Below are 21,151 nucleotides of genomic sequence, written 5' to 3'. Positions count from 1 at the left end.
TATCGACTTTTGTTCGAGTGGAGTCCGCCGTGTCACTTTCGCTTTGGCAGCAGTGTCTTGCCCGATTGCAGGATGAGTTACCAGCCACAGAGTTCAGTATGTGGATACGCCCGTTGCAGGCGGAACTGAGCGATAACACGCTGGCTTTGTATGCGCCAAACCGTTTCGTGCTTGATTGGGTAAGGGATAAATACCTTAATAATATTAATGGATTACTCAATAACTTCTGTGGAGCGGATGCCCCACAGCTGCGCTTTGAAGTCGGTACTAAACCCGTCACGCAAACGCTGAAAACGCCGGTGAACAACGTTGTTGCGCCCGCCTACGTGGCTCAGCAAGTGCAACCGCAACGTGCCGCTCCGTCGGCGCGCTCAGGCTGGGATAACGTCCCGGCACCGGCAGAACCTACCTATCGTTCTAACGTCAACGTCAAACACACGTTTGATAACTTCGTTGAAGGTAAATCTAACCAACTGGCGCGCGCGGCGGCACGTCAGGTGGCGGACAATCCTGGCGGCGCCTACAATCCGTTATTCCTTTATGGCGGTACGGGTCTGGGTAAAACCCACCTTCTGCACGCTGTCGGTAACGGTATTATGGCGCGTAAGCCAAACGCGAAAGTGGTGTATATGCACTCCGAACGTTTTGTGCAGGACATGGTTAAGGCCCTGCAAAACAACGCGATCGAAGAGTTTAAACGCTACTACCGTTCCGTGGATGCGCTGCTGATTGACGATATCCAATTCTTCGCGAATAAAGAACGATCGCAGGAAGAGTTTTTCCACACCTTTAACGCCCTGCTGGAAGGCAATCAGCAGATCATCCTGACTTCGGATCGCTATCCGAAAGAGATCAACGGCGTTGAAGATCGTCTGAAATCCCGCTTCGGCTGGGGACTGACTGTTGCGATCGAGCCGCCTGAGCTGGAAACGCGCGTCGCGATCCTGATGAAAAAAGCCGACGAAAACGACATTCGTCTGCCGGGTGAAGTGGCGTTCTTTATTGCCAAGCGTCTACGCTCTAACGTACGTGAGCTGGAAGGCGCACTGAACCGTGTGATCGCCAACGCTAATTTTACCGGCCGGGCGATTACCATCGATTTCGTGCGCGAAGCGTTGCGCGATCTGCTGGCTTTGCAGGAAAAGCTGGTCACCATCGACAATATTCAGAAGACGGTGGCGGAGTATTACAAAATCAAAATTGCGGATCTGCTTTCTAAGCGTCGATCTCGCTCGGTAGCTCGTCCGCGCCAGATGGCGATGGCGCTGGCAAAAGAGCTCACTAACCACAGTCTGCCGGAAATTGGCGACGCGTTTGGTGGGCGTGACCATACTACCGTGCTTCATGCCTGTCGCAAGATTGAGCAGTTGCGTGAAGAAAGCCATGATATTAAAGAAGATTTCTCCAATTTAATCAGAACATTATCTTCGTGACGCTATGAAATTTACCGTTGAACGTGAACATTTATTAAAACCGCTTCAGCAGGTCAGCGGCCCGCTGGGTGGACGTCCTACACTGCCTATTCTCGGAAATCTGCTGCTGCAGGTTGCTGACGGTGCGCTTTCTCTGACCGGTACCGATCTCGAAATGGAGATGGTGGCGCGCGTGGCGCTGATCCAGCCTCATGAACCTGGTGCGACCACCGTTCCGGCGCGTAAATTCTTCGATATTTGTCGTGGGTTGCCGGAAGGCGCGGAAATTGCCGTTCAACTGGAAGGCGATCGCATGCTGGTGCGGTCTGGCCGCAGCCGTTTCTCGCTGTCTACGCTGCCTGCCGCCGACTTCCCGAATCTGGACGACTGGCAGAGCGAAGTCGAATTCACGCTGCCGCAGGCCACGATGAAGCGCCTGATTGAAGCCACGCAGTTTTCGATGGCGCATCAGGACGTGCGTTACTACTTAAACGGCATGCTGTTTGAAACCGAAGGGGAAGAGCTGCGTACCGTGGCGACCGACGGTCACCGCCTGGCGGTCTGTTCAATGCCTGTCGGTCAGCAGTTACCCAGCCATTCGGTGATCGTTCCGCGTAAAGGCGTGATTGAACTGATGCGTATGCTCGACGGCGGCGACAATCCGCTGCGCGTGCAGATTGGCAGCAACAACATTCGTGCGCACGTGGGTGACTTCATCTTTACCTCCAAGCTGGTTGATGGCCGTTTCCCGGATTATCGCCGCGTATTGCCGAAGAATCCGGACAAACATCTGGAAGCCGGTTGCGATATCCTCAAACAGGCATTTGCTCGTGCGGCGATCCTCTCTAACGAGAAATTCCGCGGCGTGCGTCTGTATGTCAGTGAAAACCAGCTGAAAATCACCGCCAACAACCCGGAGCAGGAAGAAGCGGAAGAAATTCTGGATGTCTCCTATCCTGGCACTGAACTGGAAATCGGTTTTAACGTTAGCTACGTACTGGACGTACTAAACGCGCTGAAGTGCGAGAACGTTCGTATTCTGCTGACCGATTCCGTATCGAGCGTACAGATTGAAGATGCTGCCAGCCAGAGCGCGGCTTATGTTGTTATGCCAATGAGACTGTAATGTCGCTCACCCGTCTGTTGATCCGCGACTTTCGCAATATCGAAAGCGCGGATCTCGCTTTATCCCCTGGCTTTAACTTCCTGGTTGGCGCGAACGGCAGCGGCAAAACCAGCGTGCTGGAAGCCATCTATACGCTCGGCCACGGCCGGGCGTTTCGCAGTTTGCAGATTGGCCGCGTAATTCGCCACGAGCAGGAGTCGTTTGTTTTACACGGGCGTTTGCAGGGGGAAGAGCGTGAGACATCGATTGGCCTGACGAAAGACAAACTGGGCGACAGCAAAGTGCGCATTGACGGCACTGACGGGCACAAGGTCGCGGAACTGGCGCACCTGATGCCGATGCAGCTGATCACGCCAGAGGGGTTTACTTTACTCAATGGCGGCCCCAAATACAGAAGAGCATTCCTTGACTGGGGATGCTTTCACAATGAAGTCGGATTTTTCACCGCCTGGAGCAATCTGAAGCGACTGCTCAAGCAGCGCAACGCGGCCCTGCGTCAGGTGAGTCGTTATGAGCAACTGCGTCCGTGGGATAAAGAACTGATCCCGCTGGCGGAACAAATCAGCACCTGGCGCGCGGAGTACAGCGCCGGTATCGCGCAGGATATGGCGGATACCTGTCAGCAGTTTCTACCCGAGTTTTCTCTCTCCTTCTCATTCCAGCGCGGCTGGGAGAAAGAGACCGATTATGCCGAAGTGCTGGAACGCAGTTTTGAACGCGATCGCATGTTGACCTACACCGCGCACGGTCCGCACAAAGCGGATTTTCGCATTCGCGCTGACGGTGCGCCGGTGGAAGACACGTTGTCGCGTGGGCAGCTAAAGCTGCTGATGTGCGCCTTACGTCTGGCGCAAGGGGAGTTCCTCACCCGCGAAAGTGGGCGGCGGTGTCTCTACCTGATAGATGATTTTGCCTCTGAACTTGATGATGCCCGTCGTGGGCTGTTAGCCAGCCGCTTAAAAGCGACGCAATCTCAGGTCTTTGTCAGCGCAATCAGCGCTGAACACGTTCTGGACATGTCGGACAAAAATTCGAAGATGTTCACCGTGGAAAAGGGTAAAATAACGGATTAACCCAAGTTTAAATGAGCGAGAAACGTTGATGTCGAATTCTTATGACTCCTCCAGTATCAAAGTCCTGAAAGGACTGGATGCGGTGCGTAAGCGCCCGGGTATGTATATCGGCGACACGGATGACGGCACCGGTCTGCACCACATGGTATTCGAGGTGGTAGATAACGCTATCGACGAAGCGCTCGCGGGTCACTGTAAAGATATCGTTGTAACGATTCACGCTGACAACTCCGTGTCCGTTACCGATGATGGCCGTGGTATCCCAACCGGTATCCACCCGGAAGAGGGCGTTTCGGCGGCGGAAGTTATCATGACCGTTCTGCACGCAGGCGGTAAATTCGATGATAACTCCTATAAAGTTTCCGGTGGTCTGCACGGCGTAGGTGTGTCCGTAGTAAACGCCCTGTCACAGAAACTGGAGCTGGTGATTCGTCGTGAAGGCAAAGTGCATCAGCAAACTTACGTGCACGGTGTGCCGCAGGCGCCGCTGGCGGTAACCGGCGAAACAGAAGCGACGGGTACTCAGGTACGTTTCTGGCCAAGCCACGAAACCTTTACCAATGTCGTTGAGTTTGAATACGAAATTCTGGCTAAGCGTCTGCGCGAGCTGTCGTTCCTGAACTCCGGCGTCTCTATTCGTCTGCGCGACAAGCGCGATGGTAAAGAAGACCATTTCCACTACGAAGGCGGCATCAAGGCGTTTGTTGAATACCTCAACAAAAACAAAACGCCGATCCACCCAAATATCTTCTACTTCTCCACCGAAAAAGACGGTATCGGCGTTGAAGTTGCGCTGCAGTGGAACGATGGTTTCCAGGAAAACATCTACTGCTTCACCAACAACATTCCGCAGCGTGACGGTGGTACTCACCTTGCAGGCTTCCGTGCGGCGATGACCCGTACCCTGAACGCCTACATGGACAAAGAAGGCTACAGCAAAAAAGCCAAAGTCAGCGCCACCGGTGACGATGCCCGTGAAGGCTTGATTGCCGTTGTTTCCGTGAAAGTACCGGATCCGAAGTTCTCCTCACAGACCAAAGACAAGCTGGTCTCCTCTGAGGTGAAATCGGCGGTAGAACAGCAGATGAACGAACTGCTGAGCGAATACCTGCTGGAAAACCCGTCTGACGCGAAAATCGTCGTTGGCAAAATTATTGATGCTGCACGTGCCCGTGAAGCGGCACGTCGCGCGCGTGAAATGACCCGTCGTAAAGGCGCGCTGGACTTAGCGGGCCTGCCGGGCAAGCTGGCGGACTGTCAGGAACGCGACCCGGCGCTGTCCGAACTGTACCTTGTGGAAGGGGACTCCGCGGGCGGTTCTGCGAAGCAGGGCCGTAACCGTAAAAACCAGGCGATTCTGCCGCTGAAGGGTAAAATCCTCAACGTCGAGAAAGCGCGCTTTGATAAAATGCTCTCTTCTCAGGAAGTGGCGACGCTGATCACCGCGCTCGGCTGTGGCATCGGTCGTGACGAGTACAACCCGGACAAACTGCGTTATCACAGCATCATCATCATGACCGATGCGGACGTCGACGGCTCGCATATTCGTACGCTGCTGTTGACCTTCTTCTATCGTCAGATGCCGGAAATCGTGGAGCGCGGCCACGTTTACATTGCACAGCCACCGCTGTACAAAGTGAAAAAAGGAAAGCAGGAACAGTATATTAAAGATGACGAAGCGATGGATCAGTACCAAATTTCTATCGCTCTGGATGGCGCAACGCTACACACTAATGCCAGCGCACCTGCTCTTTCAGGTGAGTCGTTAGAAAAACTGGTTTCTGAATACAACGCGACGCAGAAAATGATTGGCCGTATGGAACGTCGTTTCCCGAAAGCGCTGCTGAAAGAACTGGTTTATCAACCGACGCTGCCGGAAGCTGATTTGGCGAACGAGCAGACCGTTACCCGCTGGGTTAATACGTTGATTACCGAGCTGAACGAAAAAGAACAGCACGGCAGCCTGTGGAAGTTTGATATCCACCACAACGCAGAGCAGAACCTGTTTGAGCCGATTGTGCGCGTCCGTACTCACGGTGTGGATACCGACTATATTCTGGACCACGAGTTTGTGACCGGTGGCGAATACCGTCGTATTTGTACGCTCGGTGAGAAGCTGCGCGGGCTGATCGAAGACGATGCGTTTATCGAACGTGGCGAGCGCCGCCAGCCGGTTGCCAGCTTTGAGCAGGCGCTGGAATGGCTGCAGAAAGAGTCACGTCGCGGCCTCGCTATCCAGCGTTATAAAGGTCTGGGCGAGATGAACCCGGATCAGCTGTGGGAAACCACCATGGATCCGGAAAGCCGTCGTATGCTGCGCGTTACCGTGAAGGATGCGATTGCCGCCGACCAGCTGTTCACTACGCTGATGGGCGATGCCGTTGAACCGCGTCGCGCGTTTATCGAAGAAAACGCCCTGAAAGCGGCGAACATCGATATCTAACTTGCACCCAGGTCTACAACCGTCCTGCAAAAGGGGAATCTCGATTCCCCTTTCTATCCCCCTTTTCGTAGCTGTTTTTTGAGCGGAATCGCGTTAGCATGAGGACGGACTCATTTAATCCGGGGAACTCATGGCTATCAAACTTATTGCTATCGACATGGATGGCACACTTCTGCTGCCCGATCACACCATTTCACCCGCGGTCAAAACGGCGATTGCCGCAGCGCGCGCGCGTGGCGTAAATGTGGTGCTGACCACGGGGCGCCCGTATGCCGGCGTCCACAGCTATCTGAAAGAATTGCATATGGAAGAACCCGGTGACTACTGCATTACCTACAATGGCGCGCTAGTGCAGAAAGCAGGGGATGGCAGTACTGTCGCGCAAACCGCGTTGAGCTATGATGATTATCGTTATCTGGAGCAGCTCTCCCGGGACGTTGGCTCGCATTTCCACGCTCTCGATCGCAACACCCTGTATACCGCGAACCGTGATATCAGTTACTACACGGTACATGAATCGTTTGTTGCGACGATTCCGCTGGTGTTCTGTGAAGCCGAGAAAATGGATCCCGCAACCCAGTTCCTGAAAGTGATGATGATTGACGAGCCGGAGATCCTCGATAAAGCTATCTCGCGCATACCTGCGGAAGTAAAAGAGAAGTACACCGTGCTGAAAAGTGCGCCGTATTTCCTCGAAATCCTCGATAAACGCGTCAATAAAGGGACTGGCGTGAAATCGCTGGCCGATGCGTTGGGTATAAAAGCCGAAGAGGTGATGGCGATTGGCGATCAGGAAAACGACATCGCGATGATTGAATACGCAGGCGTGGGCGTTGCCATGGACAACGCTATTGGGTCAGTCAAAGAAATCGCCAACTTTGTGACGAAATCTAACCTTGAAGATGGCGTCGCGTATGCCATTGAGAAGTTTGCGCTGAAATAAGATGTTATGGGCAAATGCCTTGGCGCATTTGCCCTGTTTCAGCAATTATTTGTGATACTGAGTGGTCACCTTGAGGAATATGCGCCACGCCGCTGCGCATTATCCATTTACGGGAAAACGCCGACGTCAGGGCCCGACTTTTCAGAATTTTGCCAAACAGTTTGAGACGTAACTTGCGGGTGGCTTTGCGGTAAGCGTGATTCATATCTGGTGCATCCCGCAACAATACAGATTTAAGCGCCTCCGCGCTGTCCAGCGCATAGCTAATCCCCTCCAGTGAGCTGGCGCTGATAAAACCGGCCGCTTCGCCAATCAAAAATGCGTTGTCCTTGCCACAGACGAAGTCTTTCCAGCGTGAAGGAAACAGCACCGTACATTTTTCGCTTTTCACCGGTTTGCCGAACTGAAATTGGAACGCTTCCATCTTCGCTTTCAGCGCGTCAAAGCGCGCCTGGCCGTCCTTCATCGGGTAGGCACCGCCAAAGATAAAATAGCCATCTTTGCTGATACTCCAGGAATAACAGTCGGTTGCGTCGTTATCAAAAATGCAGGAATAGAACGGGACGGGATGCTTTTCCGCAAACCATTGTTGAATAGCAACATATTTACGGATCTGGTGCCGGGGATAGAGATGACGGCGTACCAGTGAGTTCGCGCCGTCGGCTCCCACCAGATAACGCGCGGTGATCTGCTGCTCCCAACCGTCGGCGCGGAAGATGACATGCCATTTATCGCCCTCGCGCCAGATTTTCCGACACAGGCTGTCGTGGTACACCTGTACATCATCAGGAATGAGAGATTTAAGCCATAAATCAAAAGTATGGCGGTTGATATTAATGTAGCTGCGCTGGTAGTTACGCGTCAAAGAGGCTGCAACATCAACCGTTTTAACGCTAAATATCTGTGGGTTAGCGATGACATCAACGGGTAAGGTTATCCCGTCGCGGATAAACGAACGCTGGGCATCCGGGGCCAACAGACCGCCGCAGGGTTTGGTGAAACCTTCGTTGCCGCACTGGTGTTTTTTATCCAACGCGATCACGCGCATTTTTCCACTCAACTGCCGCGCCAGCGCTGCGCCTGCCGGGCCTAACCCGATAATGGCTACGTCAAAATGTTCCATCTTTCTGTCCGCAAAAATGAAGATGGCGATACGCTAAAGCCTGAAAGTGAAGTGCTTGTGAAGTATGATTGCTGAAATCGTCTTGTATCAGGGCATTCCATGAAGCAAATCACCTTTACGCCGCGTAATCATCAGCTTACCAATATCAATACCTGGACACCGGACAGCCAGTGGCTGGTCTTTGATGTGCGCCCTTCCGGTGCCTCTTTTACCGGCGACACAATTGAGCGCGTCAATATTCATACTGGCGAGCTGGAGGTGATTTATCGGGCCATGCAGGGAGCGCACGTTGGCGTGGTGACCGTTCATCCAAAGTTGGAAAAATATGTGTTTATTCATGGGCCTGAAAATCCTGATGAAACATGGCATTACGACTTCCATCATCGGCGTGGGGTGATAGCTACGCAGGCAAAAGTGGAGAATCTGGATGCAATGGATATTACCGCCCCATATACGCCGGGCGCGCTGCGCGGTGGTAGCCATGTGCATGTATTTAGCCCGAGCGGCGAGTTTGTCAGTTTCACCTATAACGACCATGTGCTGCATGAGCGCTCACCGGCGCTGGATCTACGCAATGTCGGTGTGGCTGCGCCCTATGGTCCGGTGACGGTCTCCGCGCAGCATCCCCGTGAGTACAGCGGGAGCCATTGGTGCGTGCTGGTAACCCAGACGACACCCACGCCTAAACCGGGTAGCGATGAGATTAACCGCGCCTATGAAGAGGGCTGGGTAGGGGAAAACAGACTGGCGTTTATCGGTGATACGTTATCAGTCACGGGCGAGAAAGTGCCGGAGTTATTTATTGTTGATTTACCACAGGATGAAAGCGGCTGGAAACAGCCGGGTGACGCTCCGCTGGAGGGCACTGAGGCAACAATGCCTGCGCCGCCATTCGGTATTTATCAACGCCGCCTGACGTTTACTCATGCGCGCGCCTTTCCCGGTCTGGTAAATCAGCCGCGCCATTGGGTGCGCAGTAATCCGAAGGCATCTGAAATTGCGTTTTTAATGCGTGATGACGTCGGCATTGTGCAACTGTGGCTGATTTCCCCACAAGGAGGGGAACCGCGTCAGCTTACCCGCTGCACCACGGATATTCAGTCAGCATTCAACTGGCATCCGTCGGGGAAATGGCTGGGGTTTGTACTGGATAACAAAATTGCTTGTTGTGATGCTCAGACGGGAGAGGTTGATTTTTTAACGGACCGTCACGGCAACCCACCATCGGGCGATGCGATCATCTTCTCTCCTGATGGTCGACAGGTTGCGTGGATGGAAGACGTCGAGGGTTTCCGCCAGCTGTGGGTAACAGAGACTGGGCGTTAACTTAAGGAGCAGGCATTTCAGCCGGAGGGATAACGGCGTTCGCGGCCTGCGTTCTCTCCTCGCTTTTTTCTACACGGGATCTCACCGAGCTATCTTTGCGAAAGAGATCCCACGGAAGTAATACTGTATCCAGTACTGCGGTAAACGGCATATCCAGAATAGCCAGTGACTTGGTTCCCCAGTTTGTATCACTTTCGCTAATCATTGTGGCGCTGGCGCGCGTGCCAGGATACGTCCCTTCTTTGCCCCCGGTATGCGACATAATGCTGGAACAGCCGCTCACAAACGCCATCCCGCTGCACATTGTCAGTGTTACCAACATTTTTTTTATCATCATTTTTTTTCATCTGTATTTATTGTGTTTGCATGGTGAGTTAAAGCGATCCGTTGCGAAAATAACATCACCATTTCGTCACACTGTGGCGGCTATCGCGATTTAACGATAACAACTGCTCCCACCAGTGTATGCAATAGACAACAAACTGCAAAAAAAGTCAGATGAATACGCTTGAAAAGTTTGTATTAAGACCCATTTTTAGAGTGTAGACAAATGAAGGGCATGCCTGATGGGTGTCCTGGCTACCTGACCTGTCCATGATGGAAGGTCTATTATTCTCGCTGATTTCAGGAGCTATTGATTATGCGTAACTTTGATTTATCCCCGCTGTACCGTTCTGCTATTGGTTTTGATCGCCTGTTTAACCTGCTGGAAAACAATCAGGGCCAGAGCAATGGCGGCTACCCTCCGTATAACGTTGAGCTGGTAGACGAAAACCATTACCGAATTGCGATTGCCGTTGCTGGTTTTGCTGAAAGCGAACTGGAAATTACTGCCCAGGACAATCTGCTGGTGGTGAAAGGCGCCCATGCGGACGATCAAAAAGAACGTACTTACCTGTATCAGGGGATTGCCGAGCGCAACTTCGAACGTAAGTTCCAGTTAGCGGAGAACATTCATGTTCGCGGCGCGAACCTGGTGAATGGTCTGCTGTATATCGATCTCGAACGCGTGATTCCCGAGGCGAATAAGCCGCGCCGTATCGAAATCAACTAATTCTGTGGGCCGCTTCAGGCGGCCCTGCTAAGCAATCGGCTTGCCGTCAGGGAGCCAAAAGGTACTTACTCGCTTCTTAGAAGGAGATTATTATGCGTAACTACGATTTATCCCCACTGCTGCGTCAATGGATCGGTTTTGACAAACTGGCCAATGCCTTGCAAAACACTGGCGAAAGCCAGAGCTTCCCGCCTTATAACATCGAAAAGAGCGATGATAACCACTACCGCATTACCCTTGCGTTAGCCGGTTTCCGCCAGGAAGATCTGGATATTCAACTGGAAGGCACGCGCCTGACCGTGAAAGGTACGCCGCAGCAGCCGGAAAAAGAGACCAAATGGTTGCATCAGGGGCTGGTCACTCAGCCGTTCAGCCTGAGCTTTACGCTGGCTGAAAATATGGAAGTCTCCGGCGCAAGCTTCACTAACGGCTTGCTGCATATCGATTTGACCCGGAATGAACCTGAAACCATCGCTCCACAACGTATCGCCATCAGCGAACGTCCCGCATTAGACAGTTAAATAGCTCCATGCCTTTGCCCCGCCAGAAATGACGGGGCTTTTTTGTGCCTCAGCCCACATGAAACTATGATCTGGGAGGGCAGGATGCCGGAAGCGCTGCCATTGCCAGAAAAAAGCATTCAGCTATTTCAAATCGACGTGAAGAAAAACAGTAAAGAACGCTCTTCTTAAGCGCTCCTGGGCGCTCTGTAGCATGATAATGTGCGCCACTCTGCATTCATGCCTGAACGGTTCAGTCATAATCTTCGTTAAATAAAATGTTATTCACAGGGAACAGGAAAATGAGTGATATAGCATTGACGGTCAGCGTTCTGGCAATGGTGGCAGTTGTCGGATTATGGATCGGCAACATAAAAATACGTGGTGTTGGTTTTGGCATCGGAGGCGTGCTGTTCGGCGGTATTATTGTCGGGCATTTTGTCGATCAGGCAGGGATGACCCTGAGCGGTGACATGCTGCATTTTATTCAGGAATTTGGCCTGATTCTTTTCGTCTACACCATCGGTATTCAGGTGGGGCCGGGCTTTTTTGCGTCACTGCGCGTTTCGGGCCTACGGCTGAATCTGTTTGCCGTGCTGATTGTTATCATGGGTGGCCTGGTCACCGCGATCCTGCATAAGATTTTTGCCATTCCCCTTCCCGTGGTGCTGGGCATTTTTTCCGGTGCGGTCACCAATACTCCGGCGTTAGGCGCGGGGCAGCAGATTCTGCGCGATCTGGGTACTCCTGTTGATGTGGTGGATCAGATGGGGATGAGCTATGCCATGGCTTATCCTTTTGGTATCTGCGGTATTTTGCTCACTATGTGGCTGATGCGCCTTATTTTTCGCGTCAACGTCGATGCCGAAGCCCATCAGCATGAATCCACGCTGACCAACGGGCACGCGCTGATTCAGACGATGAATATCCGTGTGGAAAACCCGAACCTCAACAATATGGCGATTCAGGATGTCCCAATCCTGAACAGCGACAAAATCATCTGCTCACGTTTGAAACGTGAAGAAACATTGATGGTGCCGTCGCCGGGGACAATTATCCAGATGGGCGACCTGCTACACCTGGTTGGTCAGCCTGCTGATCTGCACAACGCGCAGGTGGTGATTGGGCAGGAGGTGGACACATCGCTGTCGACGCGAGGCACCGATTTACGCGTTGAGCGCGTGGTGGTGACCAACGAACAGGTGCTGGGGAAACGAATTCGCGACCTGCATTTTAAAGAGCGTTACGACGTGGTTATCTCCCGTCTGAACCGTGCGGGGGTTGAGCTGGTAGCCAGCAGCGACGCCAGCCTGCAGTTTGGCGACATCCTCAATCTGGTTGGCCGACCTTCCTCGATTGATACTGTTGCCAATGTGGTGGGTAACGCCCAGCAAAAACTGCAGCAGGTGCAGATGCTGCCGGTATTTATCGGGATCGGGCTGGGTGTTCTGCTGGGTTCAATCCCGCTATTCATTCCGGGGTTCCCGGTGGCGCTAAAACTGGGGTTGGCCGGTGGGCCGCTGATTATGGCCTTGATCCTGGGGCGTATTGGCAGCATTGGTAAGCTGTATTGGTTTATGCCCCCCAGCGCTAACCTGGCGCTGCGAGAGTTGGGTATCGTGCTGTTTCTCGCAGTGGTTGGTCTGAAGTCAGGCGGTGATTTTGTTCATACCCTGACGCAGGGAGATGGCCTGAGCTGGGTGGGTTACGGTATTTTCATCACCGCGATTCCGCTGATTACCGTGGGGCTGCTGGCGAGGATTTTCGTCAAAATGAACTACCTCACGCTGTGCGGCATGCTGGCTGGCTCAATGACCGATCCGCCTGCACTGGCATTTGCTAACAACCTGCATGCCACCAGCGGGGCAGCGGCGCTGTCGTATGCGACCGTTTATCCGCTGGTGATGTTCCTGCGAATTATCACGCCGCAACTGCTGGCGGTGATTTTTTGGGGGATGGGTTAGTCAGGCTGAGTCTGGGTGGACGCGCCGTAAGTGGTAGTCCACCTGGTACTCGCTGGCGTTTCTGAACATCACCGAATAATTCAAAAACTCCCCGCTATCGCTGTAGGACAGTGAGGTAATCCGCAGCAATGGCGTCTGTTCAGGTACGTTCATCTGCGCGGAAAGCTGCTTATCGGCAAGAACGGGAGTCAGACTTTCATAGTTGCCGCTGATAGTTATTCCGCACTCTTTCTCGATGTAATCGAATTTTGACCCTTCCAGATGCGCCAGCGATAAATTACGGAATAATTTTACCGGCATGTAGCTGTCTTCAAGCATCAGCGGCTTGCCGTCCACATAGCGAACGCGACGTGAGAAGTAGATGCGTTCATTAATCTGGATACGCAGTTGGCTGGCAATTGCTGGTGGTGCGGGCATCACTTCAAATACCAGTACTTCACTGGTGACCTCTTTCCCTTGTCGCTTCAGTACTTCCGCCAGTCCGGTCAGGTTTGTGGTTTCATGATGGACATCTTTGCGCGCCACATAAGTTCCGCTCCCATGACGGCGTACGACCAATCCCCAGCCAATCAACATATCAATTGCTTTACGGATCGTCATTCGTGAAACCGCGAACTCTTGGGCAAGCTTTTTTTCACCCGGCAACGGGCTACCGATGTTGTAATCAGACGAATTCAGGCGAATTCGTAGTCGTTCCGCAATTGATTTGTAGATCACTACCAGACCTCTTTTTTCTTTTAATTACCGCACCATAAACCTTTTGATGTCTAACTTTTACGTAAAAAGTAGACCTCGTTGCCGAAATTAAAACCATGAAAGCGATCACGAATCGCAGCGACATGCCATGTCTGAAGGATCGCAACTTTCTATTCTCGTATCAGGCCAGCAATCACTACAAAAAAGGCCTCTCCCCTACTGGTTGTTATATGAGGATGTGAAAATGCTCAGTCAAATACAACGCTTTGGCGGCGCGATGTTCACCCCGGTGCTGCTGTTTCCCTTTGCCGGTATCGTCGTCGGTATCGCTATTATGCTGCGCAACCCGCTGTTTGTGGGTGAAGCGCTTACCGATCCCAACAGTTTGTTCGCACAAATCGTTCATATCATCGAAGAAGGTGGCTGGACGGTATTTCGCAATATGCCGCTGATTTTCGCCGTTGGTCTGCCGATCGGTCTGGCGAAACAGGCTCAGGGGCGCGCTTGTCTGGCGGTACTGGTCAGCTTTCTTACGTGGAATTACTTCATCAATGCCATGGGCATGACCTGGGGAGATTTCTTCGGCGTGGATTTTAGCGCAGACCCGACAGCAGGTAGCGGCTTAACGATGATGGCCGGGATTAAAACACTTGATACCAGCATCATCGGCGCCATTGTCATTTCCGGTATTGTTACCGCTCTGCACAATCGTTATTTCGATAAACCCTTGCCAGTATTTCTCGGTATTTTTCAGGGAACATCGTTTGTGGTGATCATTGCCTTCCTGGTGATGATTCCCTGTGCCTGGCTGACGCTGCTGGGTTGGCCAAAGGTGCAGATGGGGATTGAATCCCTGCAAGCCTTTCTGCGTTCTGCGGGGGCGCTGGGGGTATGGGTGTATACCTTCCTTGAGCGTATTTTGATCCCGACCGGGCTGCATCACTTCGTCTATGGTCCATTTATCTTCGGCCCTGCGGCGGTGGAAGGCGGCATCCAGGTCTACTGGGCGCAGCATTTGCAGGAATTCAGCCAAAGCACAGAGTCGCTGAAAACACTGTTCCCGGAAGGGGGTTTTGCCCTGCACGGCAACTCGAAAATCTTTGGTTCATTAGGTATTGCTCTGGCGCTTTACTTCACGGCCTCTCCGGAAAACCGGGTGAAGGTGGCGGGACTGCTGATCCCCGCCACGCTGACGGCCGTGCTGGTGGGGATCACCGAACCGCTGGAGTTCACCTTCCTGTTTATCTCACCCTTGCTGTTTGCTGTACACGCCGTGCTGGCGGCGTCTATGGCAACGGTGATGTATCTCTGTGGGGTGGTAGGCAATATGGGCGGCGGCCTGCTTGATCAGTTCTTGCCGCAAAACTGGATCCCGATGTTCCACAACCATGCCGGAATGATGTTCACCCAGATAGCGATTGGCCTGGCCTTTACTGCACTCTATTTTGCCATCTTCCGCGCGCTGATCCTGCGCTTCAACCTGAAAACGCCGGGCCGGGAAGACAGCGAAATCAAACTCTACACCAAAGCTGACTATAAAGCCGCGCGTGGGCAAACCACCGCTGCTGCGCCAGACACCAACCTGGGGCAGGCGGCCGGTTTTCTGCAAGCGTTAGGCGGCGCAGGCAATATCGAAAGTATTAATAACTGCGCCACTCGCCTGCGGATTGCGCTTCACGACATGGCGAAAACGCAAAGCGATGACGTCTTCAAAGCGCTGGGTGCACACGGTGTTGTGCGTCGCGGCAATGGTATTCAGGTCATTGTTGGTTTACACGTCCCTCAGGTACGCGACCAGCTCGAAACGCTAATGAAATCTACTTTATCAAACGAACAGATCCCCATGACGGAGGCAGTATCATGAAAAAATTCTCAGTGGTTATCGCAGGTGGTGGTAGTACCTTTACGCCGGGCATCGTGCTGATGTTGCTGGCAAATCAGGACCGTTTCCCGCTTCGTGCGCTGAAATTTTATGACAACGATGGCGCGCGTCAGGAGGTGATTGCCGAGGCGTGTAAAATCATCCTCAAAGAGCAGGCGCCGGAGATAGAGTTTAGTTACACCACCGATCCCAAAACTGCGTTTACCGATGTTGATTTCGTGATGGCACATATCCGCGTGGGTAAATACCCAATGCGTGAACAAGACGAGAAAATCCCGTTACGTCACGGGGTGTTAGGCCAGGAAACCTGTGGGCCGGGCGGGATTGCCTACGGCATGCGATCTATTGGCGGTGTGCTGGAACTGGTGGATTATATGGAAAAATATTCACCAAACGCCTGGATGCTTAACTACTCTAACCCGGCGGCAATTGTGGCTGAAGCCACGCGTAGACTGCGTCCAAATGCGAAAATCCTCAATATTTGCGATATGCCCATCGGTATTGAAGGACGGATGGCGCAGATTGTCGGCCTTAAAGATCGTAAACAGATGCGCGTGCGCTACTACGGGCTGAACCACTTTGGCTGGTGGACATCAATTGAAGATCTCCAGGGTAACGATTTGATGCCGAAGCTGCGTGAATACGTGGCGAAGCATGGTTATGTGCCGCCATCGAACGACCCGCATACGGAGGCGAGCTGGAACGATACCTTCGCTAAGGCGAAGGATGTGCAGGCGTTGGATCCGGACACCATGCCAAATACCTACCTGAAATACTATCTGTTCCCGGATTACGTGGTCCAGCACTCCAATCCGCAGCGTACCCGTGCCAACGAGGTTATGGATCACCGCGAAAAACAGGTGTTCGGTTCCTGCCGGGCCATTATTGAGTCGGGCCATTCTGCGGCCGGTGAACTGGAGATTGACGAACATGCTTCCTACATTGTCGATCTGGCGGCGGCCATCGCCTTTAACACTCAGGAGCGGATGCTGCTGATTGTGCCAAATAATGGTGCGATTCATAACTTTGATGATGAAGCGATGGTCGAGATCCCATGCCTGGTGGGGCATAACGGCCCGGAGCCGCTGACGGTGGGGGATATCCCGCAGTTCCAGAAAGGGTTGATGAGCCAGCAGGTGGCGGTTGAGAAGCTGGTGGTCGATGCCTGGGAACACCGCTCTTACCAGCGTTTGTGGCAGGCTATCACCCTGTCGAAAACCGTGCCGAGTGCGTCTGTAGCTAAAGCGATTCTGGATGATTTGATCGACGCTAACAAAGAGTACTGGCCGGAACTGCGCTAACCCAGTTGACCGGCATCCTCTGGGTGCCGGTCCGCATGTTTCAATACCGCCGACGGCGCATAGCCAAATTTGTGTTTAAACGCCTTGCTGAAATGAAACGAGTCAAAGAAGTTAAGTATATCAGCGACCTGCCCGACCGTATTTCCCTCCTGCTTTAGCAGCGACAGCGCCAGTTCCAGCCGCGCATCCAGATAGTATTCTTTCGGTGTTTTTCCGGTATAGCGTAAAAAAAGACGACGTAGCCAGGCTTCGCTACAGGGGATAGTGGCTGCCATATCCGCCACGCTCCACCGTTTTTGTAGACTGGCATGTAGAGTGGCAATCAGTTTTTCAATCTGTATTCGCTGTGGGTCTTTTTTACCTTCGGCGTAAATAAGACAAATCCATTGATAAATTATTTTTGTGAGAAAGGCGACTGCCAGATTATTTTTTATTGAGTCTGGGGATGTAATTAATCGCGAAACTTCGGTCAGCTCCTGATTATAAATATCACCATTATAAATAATGCTTTGTTGTCGTAGCGGAATATCCATTACGCTGGTTGGTGTGAATTCCATCCAGTATTGTTCCCATACCAATCCTTCACAGTGATAAGACTGTATATCGGTTGGTTTTAAAAAGATTATACAGTTTCCGGTAAGCGTGATTTGTTCACCGCCTTTAAGAAGGATTTTTCCACAGCCCTGGACGGTGTAGACCGCAACCCATGAATTAGCAATCAGCGGTTTTTTCTTATCACGTGGCCAAATAACCCGATAATGTTCGTCGGCATAGGTGTGCCACAGCGAGATCAATGAAATCCCGCTGGAGATCACACTTTCATGAATCAACAGGGGAATATTGTACGTAGTTTCGTTTTTTACATGCGAACTTTGCATCTTTCCATTCATTTTAATTTCCCACCGGAGAATTATGCCCACAACCTGAACTTAACAGAAAAAATCTGTTCAGGGATATGACGTTTTTATTTTAAGAAATCTGACTGCCTGACCCGGCGCACATTACCTTGCATTCCCCCTACAGCTGCCGGGACATAATGAAAAATAAGGGCTATGAGATGAATACGCTACAAATTCTGAGCTTTGTGGGCTTTACGCTGCTGGTGGCGCTAATCACCTGGTGGAAGGTACGTAAAACGGATACCGGATCGCAACAAGGGTATTTTCTTGCCGGGCGTTCATTGAAAGCGCCGGTGATTGCCGCGTCATTGATGTTAACTAATCTTTCAACCGAACAGTTGGTTGGTCTGTCTGGTCAGGCTTACAAAAGCGGAATGTCGGTTATGGGTTGGGAAGTCACCTCTGCGGTGACGCTTATCTTTCTGGCGCTGATTTTTCTACCTCGCTATCTGCAACGTGGTATCGCTACGATCCCAGATTTTCTGGAAGAGCGTTACGATAAAACCACGCGAATCATTATCGATTTTTGCTTTCTTATTGCCACTGGCGTCTGCTTCCTGCCGATTGTGCTTTATTCAGGGGCGCTGGCGCTGAATAGCCTTTTTCACATCGGTGAATCGCTGAATATTTCTCAGGGCGCAGCAATCTGGTTACTGGTTATTTTGCTGGGCCTTGCCGGGATTATTTATGCGGTGATCGGCGGTTTACGTGCGATGGCGGTGGCCGATTCTATCAATGGTATAGGGCTGGTGATTGGTGGATTGATGGTCCCCGTGTTCGGCCTGATTGCGATGGGAAAAGGCAGTTTTTTACCAGGTGTTGAGCAACTGACCACCGTACATGCGGAGAAATTAAACTCAATTGGTGGAGCGAACGATCCGCTGCCGATAGGTGCAGCCTTTACCGGTTTGATTCTGGTGAATACCTTCTACTGGTGTACTAATCAGGGCATCGTACAACGTACGCTGGCTTCCAAAAGCCTCGCCGAAGGGCAGAAAGGAGCATTGCTCACAGCGGTATTGAAAATGCTCGATCCACTGGTGCTGGTATTACCAGGTTTAATTGCTTTTCATCTATACCAGGATCTGCCAAAGGCGGATATGGCATATCCGACACTGGTAAATAACGTGCTGCCTGTCCCTTTGGTGGGGTTTTTCGGTGCCGTTTTATTCGGCGCGGTAATCAGTACATTCAATGGATTTTTAAACAGCGCCAGTACCTTATTTAGCATGGGAATATATCGGCGGATTATTAATCAACACGCCCAACCGGAACAGCTGGTTCGGGTTGGGCGTAAGTTCGGATTCTTTATCGCGGTAATTTCCGTGCTGGTAGCACCGTGGATCGCTAATGCACCGGAAGGACTCTACAGCTGGATGAAACAGCTCAACGGTATTTATAACGTGCCGTTGGTGACCATCATCATCATGGGATTCTTTTTCCCGCGCATTCCTGCGCTGGCAGCGAAAGTCGCTATGGGATTCGGTATCGTCAGCTACATCACCATTAATTATCTGGTGAAGTTCGACTTTCACTTCCTTTACGTACTGGCCTGTACCTTCTGCATCAACGTGGTGGTGATGCTGGTTATCGGCATTATCAAGCCGCGTGCGACGCCGTTTAAATTCCATGATGCTTTTGCGGTAGACATGAAGCCGTGGAAAAACGCCAAACTTGCCTCTGTCGGTATCCTGACCGCGATGCTCGGCGTCTATGCCGGACTGGCGCAGTTTGGAGGGTACAACACCCAATGGCTGACGATTCTCTGCTACTCAATTACGGCGGCAGTGATGATGTATTTAATTTACAGCAGCTGGCAGACGCGTCGTTTGGCCACTGCGCTTTCTGTCTCTGATGCTAAGGATAAAGCATGACCCGCCCTAATTTTCTGTTCATTATGACTGATACCCAGGCGACCAATATGGTCGGCTGTTATAGTGGTAAGTCTCTGAATACCAATAACATTGATAGCCTGGCGGCGGAAGGTATTCGCTTCAATTCTGCTTATACCTGCTCACCGGTGTGCACCCCGGCCCGCGCTGGGCTGTTTACCGGTATTTATGCCAACCAGTCCGGCCCGTGGACCAATAACGTCGCGCCGGGGAAAAATATCTCCACCATGGGACGCTATTTTAAGGATGCGGGCTATCACACCTGCTACATCGGCAAGTGGCATCTCGACGGGCACGATTACTTTGGTACCGGTGAGTGCCCGCCCGAATGGGATGCTGACTACTGGTATGACGGGGCAAATTACCTCGCGGAACTGACGGACAAAGAGATCGGTTTGTGGCGTAACGGTCTGAACAGCGTGGAGGATTTGCTGGCTAACAATATCAATGAAACCTTTACCTGGGCGCACCGCATCAGTAACCGGGCGGTTGATTTCCTCCGCCACCCTGCACGTGATGAAGAACCCTTCCTGATGGTAGTTTCCTACGACGAGCCGCATCACCCGTTTACCTGTCCCGTGGAGTATCTGCAGAAATATCAGGATTTTTATTATGACCTGGGGATGAAGGCGCACGACTCTTTGAGTAACAAACCTGAACATCATCGTCTTTGGTCTGAAGCGATGCCTTCACCGGTAGGTGATGATGGGCGCTATCACCATCCGCTCTATTTTGCCTGCAACGACTTTGTCGATGACCAGATTGGCCGGGTTATTAATACCTTAACGCCCGTGCAGCGGGACAACACCTGGGTCATTTACACCTCCGATCATGGCGAGATGATGGGGGCGCATAAGCTCATCAGTAAGGGGGCAGCGATGTATGACGACATCACGCGAATTCCGCTGATTATGCGCTCGCCTCAGGGAGAATCCATGCAGGTAGACACGCCGGTCAGCCATATCGATCTGCTGCCGACGATGATGGCGCTGGCGGGTATTGAGAAGCCACAAATCCTGCCGGGTGAAAACATCCTTACCGTTGAAAAACCACGCGGTGTGATGGTGGAGTTCAATCGTTATGAGATTGAACATGACAGTTTTGGCGGATTTATACCGGTACGTTGCTGGGTGACGGATGACTGGAAGCTGGTGCTGAACCTGTTTACCAGTGATGAGCTTTACGACAGACGAAACGATCCCGATGAGCTACACAACCAGATAGATTCGCCGCAATTAGCCGATGTTCGCTGCCAGATGCACGACGCGCTGCTGGACTATATGGATAAAATCCGCGATCCATTCCGCACCTATCAGTGGAGTTTACGTCCCTGGCGTCCTGACGCTGTACCGCGCTGGATGGGCGCTTTTCGCCCGCGCCCGCAAGACGGCTATTCTCCCGTGGTACGCGATTACGACACCGGTTTACCAACCCAGGGCGTAAAAGTGGAGGAGAAAAAGCAGAAGTTCTGACTACAATGCCAATTGGCGCAGATACTCATATTTGCACTTACCTGT

At 52.1% G+C, this 21,151-nt stretch carries 17 protein-coding genes and 1 other annotated feature; of the genes, 13 read left to right on the top strand and 4 right to left on the bottom strand.

The genetic code is table 11. The features are described 5' to 3' along the window. Nucleotides 1-29: 29 nt before the first annotated feature. The 5 genes from dnaA (at nucleotide 30) to yidA (ending at nucleotide 6,997) form a co-directional block, all read left to right on the top strand. Nucleotides 30-1,433 carry a chromosomal replication initiator protein DnaA gene (gene dnaA, locus OGV65_RS13545; RefSeq protein WP_047498800.1) on the top strand — a complete coding sequence of 468 codons (1,404 nt, stop codon included), beginning with the start codon at nucleotides 30-32 and terminating at the stop codon, nucleotides 1,431-1,433. Between the two features lie 4 nt (nucleotides 1,434-1,437). Then, a complete protein-coding gene (gene dnaN, locus OGV65_RS13540) occupies nucleotides 1,438-2,538 on the top strand; it encodes a DNA polymerase III subunit beta (protein ID WP_016155068.1) in 1,101 nt (366 codons plus the stop codon). Then, nucleotides 2,538-3,611 (top strand): DNA replication/repair protein RecF, encoded by a 1,074-nt coding sequence (gene recF / locus OGV65_RS13535; protein WP_204552466.1) that lies wholly within the window; start codon nucleotides 2,538-2,540, stop codon nucleotides 3,609-3,611. The genes dnaN and recF overlap by 1 nt, the downstream gene beginning before the upstream one ends. A 28-nt stretch (nucleotides 3,612-3,639) precedes the next feature. Further along, nucleotides 3,640-6,054, top strand: a complete 2,415-nt coding sequence (gene gyrB / locus OGV65_RS13530) for a DNA topoisomerase (ATP-hydrolyzing) subunit B (protein WP_047498797.1) — start codon at nucleotides 3,640-3,642, stop codon at nucleotides 6,052-6,054. Nucleotides 6,055-6,184: 130 nt separating this feature from the next. Further along, nucleotides 6,185-6,997: a sugar-phosphatase gene (gene yidA, locus OGV65_RS13525; protein WP_016155065.1), complete on the top strand. Its 813-nt coding sequence runs from the start codon at nucleotides 6,185-6,187 to the stop codon at nucleotides 6,995-6,997. 4 nt (nucleotides 6,998-7,001) lie between these two features. Here the strand turns inward: yidA and cbrA are convergent, their stop codons facing one another. Next, on the bottom strand, nucleotides 7,002-8,120 hold the full coding sequence (gene cbrA, locus OGV65_RS13520) for a colicin M resistance lipid reductase CbrA (RefSeq protein WP_286455055.1): 1,119 nt from the start codon (nucleotides 8,118-8,120) through the stop codon (nucleotides 7,002-7,004). Nucleotides 8,121-8,219: 99 nt separating this feature from the next. On the opposite strand from cbrA, the gene OGV65_RS13515 reads away from it, so the two are divergent. Further along, on the top strand, nucleotides 8,220-9,446 hold the full coding sequence (locus OGV65_RS13515) for a YidR family protein (RefSeq protein WP_200051955.1): 1,227 nt from the start codon (nucleotides 8,220-8,222) through the stop codon (nucleotides 9,444-9,446). A 1-nt stretch (nucleotide 9,447) separates the two neighbouring features. Here the strand turns inward: OGV65_RS13515 and OGV65_RS13510 are convergent, their stop codons facing one another. Beyond that, nucleotides 9,448-9,780, bottom strand: coding sequence for a YceK/YidQ family lipoprotein (locus OGV65_RS13510; RefSeq protein ID WP_162489540.1), 333 nt, complete (start codon nucleotides 9,778-9,780; stop codon nucleotides 9,448-9,450). A gap of 240 nt (nucleotides 9,781-10,020) precedes the next feature. After that, nucleotides 10,021-10,093 (top strand) — a sequence feature (ROSE (Repression Of Heat Shock gene Expression) occurs in the 5'-region of heat shock genes and acts as an RNA thermometer to modulate expression.). On the opposite strand from OGV65_RS13510, the gene ibpA reads away from it, so the two are divergent. The 3 genes from ibpA to OGV65_RS13495 all read left to right on the top strand — a co-directional run bounded on the left by ibpA (nucleotide 10,087) and on the right by OGV65_RS13495 (nucleotide 12,964). Continuing rightward, complete coding sequence (gene ibpA / locus OGV65_RS13505; RefSeq protein WP_003023882.1) at nucleotides 10,087-10,500, top strand: small heat shock chaperone IbpA; 414 nt, start codon at nucleotides 10,087-10,089, stop codon at nucleotides 10,498-10,500. Its footprint overlaps the feature before it by 7 nt. A 92-nt stretch (nucleotides 10,501-10,592) precedes the next feature. Then, nucleotides 10,593-11,021 carry a small heat shock chaperone IbpB gene (ibpB, locus tag OGV65_RS13500; protein WP_003827096.1) on the top strand — a complete coding sequence of 143 codons (429 nt, stop codon included), beginning with the start codon at nucleotides 10,593-10,595 and terminating at the stop codon, nucleotides 11,019-11,021. A gap of 281 nt (nucleotides 11,022-11,302) precedes the next feature. Next, nucleotides 11,303-12,964, top strand: coding sequence for a putative transporter (locus OGV65_RS13495; protein ID WP_046276202.1), 1,662 nt, complete (start codon nucleotides 11,303-11,305; stop codon nucleotides 12,962-12,964). On the opposite strand, the gene OGV65_RS13490 is transcribed toward OGV65_RS13495, so the two are convergent. Beyond that, nucleotides 12,965-13,681 carry a GntR family transcriptional regulator gene (locus OGV65_RS13490; protein ID WP_046276201.1) on the bottom strand — a complete coding sequence of 239 codons (717 nt, stop codon included), beginning with the start codon at nucleotides 13,679-13,681 and terminating at the stop codon, nucleotides 12,965-12,967. 223 nt (nucleotides 13,682-13,904) lie between these two features. On the opposite strand from OGV65_RS13490, the gene OGV65_RS13485 reads away from it, so the two are divergent. Together OGV65_RS13485 and OGV65_RS13480 are read left to right on the top strand one after the other, a co-directional pair. After that, nucleotides 13,905-15,524: an alpha-glucoside-specific PTS transporter subunit IIBC gene (locus tag OGV65_RS13485; protein WP_153689870.1), complete on the top strand. Its 1,620-nt coding sequence runs from the start codon at nucleotides 13,905-13,907 to the stop codon at nucleotides 15,522-15,524. Further along, complete coding sequence (locus tag OGV65_RS13480) at nucleotides 15,521-16,843, top strand: 6-phospho-alpha-glucosidase (RefSeq protein WP_286455053.1); 1,323 nt, start codon at nucleotides 15,521-15,523, stop codon at nucleotides 16,841-16,843. The genes OGV65_RS13485 and OGV65_RS13480 overlap by 4 nt, the downstream gene beginning before the upstream one ends. Here the strand turns inward: OGV65_RS13480 and OGV65_RS13475 are convergent. Beyond that, a complete protein-coding gene (locus OGV65_RS13475; RefSeq protein WP_047498785.1) occupies nucleotides 16,840-17,733 on the bottom strand; it encodes an AraC family transcriptional regulator in 894 nt (297 codons plus the stop codon). The genes OGV65_RS13480 and OGV65_RS13475 overlap by 4 nt on opposite strands. Nucleotides 17,734-17,900: 167 nt before the next feature. On the opposite strand from OGV65_RS13475, the gene OGV65_RS13470 reads away from it, so the two are divergent. Both OGV65_RS13470 and OGV65_RS13465 read left to right on the top strand, forming a co-directional pair. Then, nucleotides 17,901-19,616, top strand: coding sequence for a solute:sodium symporter family transporter (locus OGV65_RS13470; protein ID WP_286455051.1), 1,716 nt, complete (start codon nucleotides 17,901-17,903; stop codon nucleotides 19,614-19,616). Then, a complete protein-coding gene (locus OGV65_RS13465) occupies nucleotides 19,613-21,106 on the top strand; it encodes a sulfatase-like hydrolase/transferase (RefSeq protein WP_049282845.1) in 1,494 nt (497 codons plus the stop codon). The genes OGV65_RS13470 and OGV65_RS13465 overlap by 4 nt, the downstream gene beginning before the upstream one ends. The last annotated feature ends 45 nt before the right edge of the window (nucleotides 21,107-21,151 follow it).

This window comes from Citrobacter sp. Cb004, assembly GCF_030337065.1.
Taxonomy (GTDB): domain Bacteria; phylum Pseudomonadota; class Gammaproteobacteria; order Enterobacterales; family Enterobacteriaceae; genus Citrobacter; species Citrobacter braakii.
The sequence above is the reverse complement of the archived record's forward strand: the minus strand, read 5'-3'. Positions and strand labels throughout refer to the sequence as shown.